Annotated in this window: 7 protein-coding genes; 4 read left to right on the top strand and 3 right to left on the bottom strand. The window is 62.3% G+C overall.

All coding sequences use genetic code 11. The annotated features are described in order from the left end of the window. Nucleotides 1-107: 107 nt before the first annotated feature. Nucleotides 108-242 carry a hypothetical protein gene (locus tag WCB02_RS39825; protein ID WP_423967968.1) on the top strand — a complete coding sequence of 45 codons (135 nt, stop codon included), beginning with the start codon at nucleotides 108-110 and terminating at the stop codon, nucleotides 240-242. A gap of 135 nt (nucleotides 243-377) precedes the next feature. Then, entirely contained in the window at nucleotides 378-1,493 is a 1,116-nt protein-coding gene (locus WCB02_RS39820) for an acyltransferase family protein (RefSeq protein ID WP_423967966.1), read from the top strand. Here the strand turns inward: WCB02_RS39820 and WCB02_RS39815 are convergent. Further along, nucleotides 1,490-1,783 carry a hypothetical protein gene (locus WCB02_RS39815; RefSeq protein ID WP_423967964.1) on the bottom strand — a complete coding sequence of 98 codons (294 nt, stop codon included), beginning with the start codon at nucleotides 1,781-1,783 and terminating at the stop codon, nucleotides 1,490-1,492. The genes WCB02_RS39820 and WCB02_RS39815 overlap by 4 nt on opposite strands. Before the next feature lie 193 nt (nucleotides 1,784-1,976). Further along, a complete protein-coding gene (locus tag WCB02_RS39810; protein WP_423967962.1) occupies nucleotides 1,977-2,369 on the bottom strand; it encodes a hypothetical protein in 393 nt (130 codons plus the stop codon). A gap of 366 nt (nucleotides 2,370-2,735) precedes the next feature. Here WCB02_RS39810 and WCB02_RS39805 point away from each other — a divergent pair, with 366 nt between their 5' ends. After that, on the top strand, nucleotides 2,736-3,404 hold the full coding sequence (locus WCB02_RS39805) for a hypothetical protein (RefSeq protein ID WP_423967960.1): 669 nt from the start codon (nucleotides 2,736-2,738) through the stop codon (nucleotides 3,402-3,404). 889 nt (nucleotides 3,405-4,293) lie between these two features. Here WCB02_RS39805 and WCB02_RS39800 read toward each other — a convergent pair. Then, complete coding sequence (locus WCB02_RS39800; protein WP_423967958.1) at nucleotides 4,294-4,584, bottom strand: H-NS family nucleoid-associated regulatory protein; 291 nt, start codon at nucleotides 4,582-4,584, stop codon at nucleotides 4,294-4,296. A 941-nt stretch (nucleotides 4,585-5,525) separates the two neighbouring features. Here WCB02_RS39800 and WCB02_RS39795 point away from each other — a divergent pair. Continuing rightward, nucleotides 5,526-5,759: a hypothetical protein gene (locus tag WCB02_RS39795; RefSeq protein WP_423967955.1), complete on the top strand. Its 234-nt coding sequence runs from the start codon at nucleotides 5,526-5,528 to the stop codon at nucleotides 5,757-5,759. Nucleotides 5,760-5,885: the final 126 nt, after the last annotated feature.

Raw genomic sequence — 5,885 nt, 5'->3', positions numbered from 1 at the left:
GAAGCCGATACCGCCCACAATTCCGCTGAACCTTTTGCCCGCAGAGCCGACCCATCTGATGGTTGGGTCTGGATCTCAGGCCTTGCACTTCAGCCGCCTGCAGTGGCGTGCTGGCATTTGTCTTGCGAGCGATCATGGGTGCGCGGATCATCAAGGCGGCGATTTCGCTGGCGGCCATCGCAACTTCGGCGATTTCGGTCTTCGCCGTGAGCTGGATCGGCCTGGCCCTGCTCGGCCATTAGCCGCGCGTTTTCGATCAAGTGCCGGGCGGACGCGAGGGCCGTTTCGCTGTCCGCTCCGGGCACGAGAGACGCGAGCCGGGCGATTTGTCGCGTAGGCCGTTCGACAAGGCGACGGCATGACGCTAGACGTCGGGCATGGAGCAACGCCGGTTCTACCCAGAGTTGGAGTCTCTCAGAGGCCTGGCGGCATTCGCAGTACTCGGAGAGCACTCGTTTCTTCGCTTTCAGGGCGAGGGCCTGACACGATTTCTCGATGTGGATGGCCCCTGGTCCGGTCATCCGAGCTGGGTCGTTGACTGGCTGGCCGTCACCATTTTTCCAGGTGCTGCGGCGGTATCGCTGTTCTTCGTGTTGAGCGGGTTCGTGCTGGGCGAAACTCTGCGCCTCGGCGCAGACAGCCGCTACCAAACTTATGCCGTCCGACGCTTGTTTCGCATCATGCCGGCGCTCTGGGCGTCCGTGCTGACCGCCGCGGCTATCTGGGCGACACTGGTTCGGCCGATCGGGCCGCTCGTCATTGCCCACCACTTCTGGCTGTCAGAGACGTGGCTGAATGTACCGCTCTGGTCGCTGCGCGTCGAACTCATCATGAGCGCGCTCCTGCCCCTCTTGCTGTGGGCTTGCGAGCGCATGGCCACGACCGCTCGGCTCGTGACACTGGTTTGTCTAATCGGCCTGAGCGCCAGAGATTTTGGAGTGCCCGGGATCGGCTTTGCCTATGCATTCTGGCTTGGTCTGCTGGTCCCGAGCCTCGGCCGGATGGTGATCGAGGCCTTTGATCATCGAACGTTGCGGCGCTTGCTGGTCGGAGCGGTGCTGTTGCTGTGCCTGTCGCGGACGCTCGCCATCGCGAGCGGCCACCATGTCGATCGGTTGATCGCCGCATTCCCGAGCTTTTTCGTCGTCGCCTATCTGAGCTACGGTTCATTCGGACGCTTGCGGCGCCTGATGCTGTCGAACGCGGCTCGCGCCCTGGGGCGCATTTCCTACAGCTTCTACCTGTTTCATTATCCGATCCTCGACCTGATCAGCCTCGCGATGATCGGCGCGTTCGGCGCGGCCTATTGGCAGGCCTATCCGATCGTCGGACAGCTCGTCCTGTTCGCGCTTGCCGCGCCGACCACATTCTTGGTCGCAAGCTTTGCCTATCGCGCGATCGAGGCGCCCGGCATCGCCGTCGGCAAATGGTGGCTGACGCGATTTTCAGTCCGCCAGACCCACCGGCTCGAACAATCCTCGCGCGCGGATTAGTTCAGCGGTTTTGCTGTTCGAACCATCCCCCTCGCGGAAGCTGGTGCTATCTCCTCGAGAAACACCCGACTTCCAGCAGCACTCGGCTTGTAGAGACGCTTGGAGCGAAAATTCGTCCGCCGCATTCTCGGCGTCACGACGTCTGTTCCGGAAAGCCGCGCAAGGAATTTTCGCGCGATCGTTGAAAAAGCCTTGTCTTGAATGGCGCGAGCATGCGCGTCGAAAGCAATTGAAGTGACGTTTGGAATCGCCTCGGTTTGGATGCATTCGTGGTTGGTAGCAACAACCACGACGAGATCACCACGGATTAATCGATGACGGCAGGTTCGGTGAGCCAGCGGGTGTGACCGAACTCAACCAGCGCGCGAACACGGCGCAGGGACGGAAGCCAGGGTCAAATATTTCGCCGTGCGGGCATTGTGCCTTCGACACCACGCGCGCGAGCCGTCGGGCGAACCCCGGCTCATTACCATCCGACGCCGTCTATTCCTTGACGGCCGTCCAGCGGCCCGCGCAGCCGTCGGACCGCCTGAACGTGCCGATGCCCGAAATCCCGGAGAGCTGCCCCTCGGAGGTGAGAGTAAAACCCCTTCCCTTGGCGAAGGCGCGCAGGGTTCCGTCTGCCGCGATCTCGCCACTGCCGCCCGGAAATGAAAGTCTGCTTCCTGAAATCACGCCGCGCGCCACGGCGCCGGCCCCGTTGCAGCCCGCGCTGGCGAAGATCCAGACACCATCGAGACTGGTGCTGCCCTGGCCTGGTGGCGAGGGTACCGGTGGCGAATGCTGCTCGACGTCGCGCGAGCCGGACAACTCCTTGTCGTCGTTGCCGATGCTTCCGCCGGCGCTGCCGGCCTGCCCGCGCGTGGCGGCCGGCAAGAGGGCCATTCCGGACAAAAGGACCGCTGTGAAGGCGGCACATCGGATGAAGCGATGCATTGGCCCAAGCTTCCGTGGATCAGATCCGAGAGACATGAAAGTCGGAAACATGAAAGTGTAGGTCATTCCGGCGGCATGCTCAATTTGGGCTTTGGCACTCGGCCTTGGCACTTGGCTTTGGCGGAAGCTTGCCGGTTGCTTCCGTTGCGAGGCGGCGCGTTGGCCACGCATCGTTGCCTGTCGAAGGGGAGCCATCGAGCGGCTTGTTTGGAACCCTCGCGAGAGCACTCACATTCTGTTGAGGGCGGGCAGTGCAGCCCGGCCGGCCGTCCCACGTTTTCTGTAGATCAACCGAAGGAGTGCGTCATGATCATTCGCCATTCGAGAAGCCTGCCTCTCGCGCTGCTGATAGCGGCGCTGCCGCTGGGATTTGTGCCCACCGGCTTTGCGTTGGCCGCTGGTAGCGGCGGTAGCGGCGCGATTGGCGCTGGTATGGGGGCGGCAGGCATCGGGAGTGCGGCTGTTGGCGGTGGAGCGGCATCCGTCGGAGGCGGTCCGCCGGCGGGTGCTGTGGGCGGCGGATCGCCGGGATCGAACAACCCCGCTGGAAACGGCGCGGCTGGAACCGGTTCTCCCAGGCGGAATGCCGTCGGGCTCCCCGAAAACCGCCCCAACGTTGCACCGGGGATACCGAGCGCCACCACGACCAGCGGCTATATCGGCGGCACAGGCATTTCAGCCCCGCCGCCATCGGTCGGGGGCGGCGTCGCGCCCTCCGCCTCAACTGGTCAACCCGCGTCCGATCAACGCGCCAACGTCCCCAAAGCGCTCGAAGGCATGGCAGACCGTCAGGTGCAGATCTCGACGACCGGTCTGGCCGTGCCGGGACCCGACGGCGTGTCGACGGTGACCGTGCCCGCACGTCCCTGCGGCCTGGCAGCGCACAGCACCGACGGAGCGTCGACCTGCGTGGGAATTCCCGGACGGATCAGAAGAGGTGGTGCTTCGACGACGGGAATGTCGCGTCAGGAGTAAGCCTGGCTGCGTCGATGTGAAAACTCCATCGCAGGCAGATCGGCCGGACAGGTGCAGGCGCAGCGGCGGGGTTGAACCTGTGTTCGATCAATCGCGGCGCTCATCCGCCGATCTCGAGCCTGAGGAATCGTCCGCTCAATTTTCCAAGCTTTTCCAGCGGGTGTTTGCCGGATCCTGCAGCCTCACAGCGGAGGCCCCACGAGCCTCCGGATATCCAGCAGTCGGAGGCTTTTCCAAATGACGATCAGATCCCATCGCCCACCCGTTGATACCAAGAGCGTCGCCGATCGCTCATCGCGCTCGGCGAAGGCATTGATCGAACGTGAGACGCTCGTCGGCGGTATATCAACGGTATTCCGGGCTGCCCGAACCTGCTGGCGAGGGCGCGTGGTACGGTGGCACCATCTCAGGCGTCACGGCTCGGCGCTGGTGCGTCGGTAAGGCTGGCAGGGGCTGCCGGTGCCGGGACGGTGGTGAAATTGTGTCTCGGTCGACACAGTCCTGCTGTGGCTTCGTCGGAACAGAGGTTTTAGTTGGACCGCGCTACGGGTTCGTGAAATCTAGCGATCTGGGGGCGGTCAAGGAATTGGATTTGGCCGGCCGCCAGCATTCAAGTCGCAGCGGCGATCCGGTTCGGGTGCGCGCTCTGCGGCGGCCTTATATTGATTTGATCAATCGAGGGGATTGTCATGAAGAGCCAGAGGTCGATACCAGCGGGCAAAACTGCACCAAAGCTTTCCGACGGCCTCCTGGCCAATTGTTATCTCGATTTGCTGAGGCTGCGCGACGAAGTTCGCAGGGCCGAGGCAAGCTGCGCACCACAAAGATCGAAGAAGCTTCGCGATCGGAAGCTCGAGGATCGAAGCAAATCGGGCCGTGCCTGAATGCTTCAGTGCGTCTGAGCAATCAAAAGGTCGTCGAATTTCATTCCCGACCTGAGTAGTGCTCCAACCCAGCGCGGCTGTCTCCCGCGTCCGGACCAGGTTTCAGTGGGCCTTTCCGGATTGCGATATTTTGGCAGTACCTTGGGGTAGGGCCGACGGGCCCTTTGGTTTTGCTCGACACGTCCGTTGAGCCGAGCCAGGCGGCGCTCAAGCTCTCGTTTTTCTGCGTCCAGCTTTACCGCGAGGATCGCACCCAGCTCTTCGTGCAGGCTCCAAAGCGCCTGCGTGGTCATCATTGCGAGCTCCTTATTTTTCACGCCTGCCTCCGCAACTTCGGAATATGTCCCTGACCGGTTGGCGCCTCCTGCCGCGAGCGGCTCCCGTCGCGGGGCTGGTACGCGACGGGAGGTCTCTTTCAAACACACGGCCCCTCGACGCGCGTTCTCGGGTCAGTGAACCACAGGCGTGTCCGTCGCTCTGCCTTGTCTCGTTCATAATGGCCGCGACAAAAAGGCCACCGGGCGAGTGGTAGCGCGCGCGCCGGGAGCCGAGCTTGGGAGAAGAAACGGCCGCCATGTGTACGTACATTTGTGCACGTTCGCGGTCACTGCGCCCGGCAATGCGCGATCGCGCTGCTCTCAAGGGCGAATACGCGGCGATGAACGCGCGCAGATAGGACGCGCCGAAGGTGCTACGCATGGTCTTGGGCTCAATGCAATGTTGCCGCTTCTTCGCCTTCGGATATCGCCTGTGCGGGGCAATGCTCCTCGAGCCGCTGTCGCTCCCGATCCATCTCTTCGAGGAGCTGTTGGTTGAACAGTTTGACCCTGCGTCGGCTCTCGCAGAGCCGAGATCTCGTGTGTTTCCTGAATAACCCCATGACGCCCGACTCGCTGATGCACCCCCACCTTGCTGCCCCTACATCGCACAACTCGTGCCGCCGTTCACGACCGTAGTATTACCGACCCCGAGCCAGCGCAGTTCTCGGGCCGCATTCACCGGCGGCAATCGGAGCCTCACTGATCGGAGCCGCAACCATATCGCAATCTCTCCCTCGAGCTGGGCCTCGATCCGTCGCCAATTGCGGACCGTGTCCGTCAGGCGCGAGGGCAGCGCAACCCGGACATCACGAAGGCGGTCCAATTCAGTCGCGATGGAGCTCGGACATGTTTCTTGCGTCCGTCGCGGGTTTCGTCATTTAATGGACGATGGTTGGCGGATCAGCGAGACGCGGGGCATGCCGTATTGGATCAAGCGAATTCTTCTCAAGTCTGGAGAGCTCGTGGCCGAGAAAGAACTTCGTCACGATGAGAATTACTTTGATGGCGACGCGCCCGTCGTTGGTGACGTGATCAGGATTTGCTGTCGTGACAGGGTTTTTGACGCCAAGGTGATTTGGGGAAACTGGCGCAGAAGAGATCCTGGACAAGATCCCAAAGTCATCGTTCCGCTGCGAGTCCAGGAGATCTAGCCGATCCTGCGGTGTTCATCGTGACGCATCGCATCGATCCGCCGGCCGGTCCCTTCACCTTCTTCATCGGGCTCCCCTGTCGTCCTAGGGCCTGTCTTCAGTTGAGCAAGATCATAGCAGAAGCGA

This window comes from Bradyrhizobium sp., assembly GCF_049581145.1.
Lineage (GTDB): Bacteria > Pseudomonadota > Alphaproteobacteria > Rhizobiales > Xanthobacteraceae > Bradyrhizobium.
The sequence above is the reverse complement of the archived record's forward strand: the minus strand, read 5'-3'. Positions and strand labels throughout refer to the sequence as shown.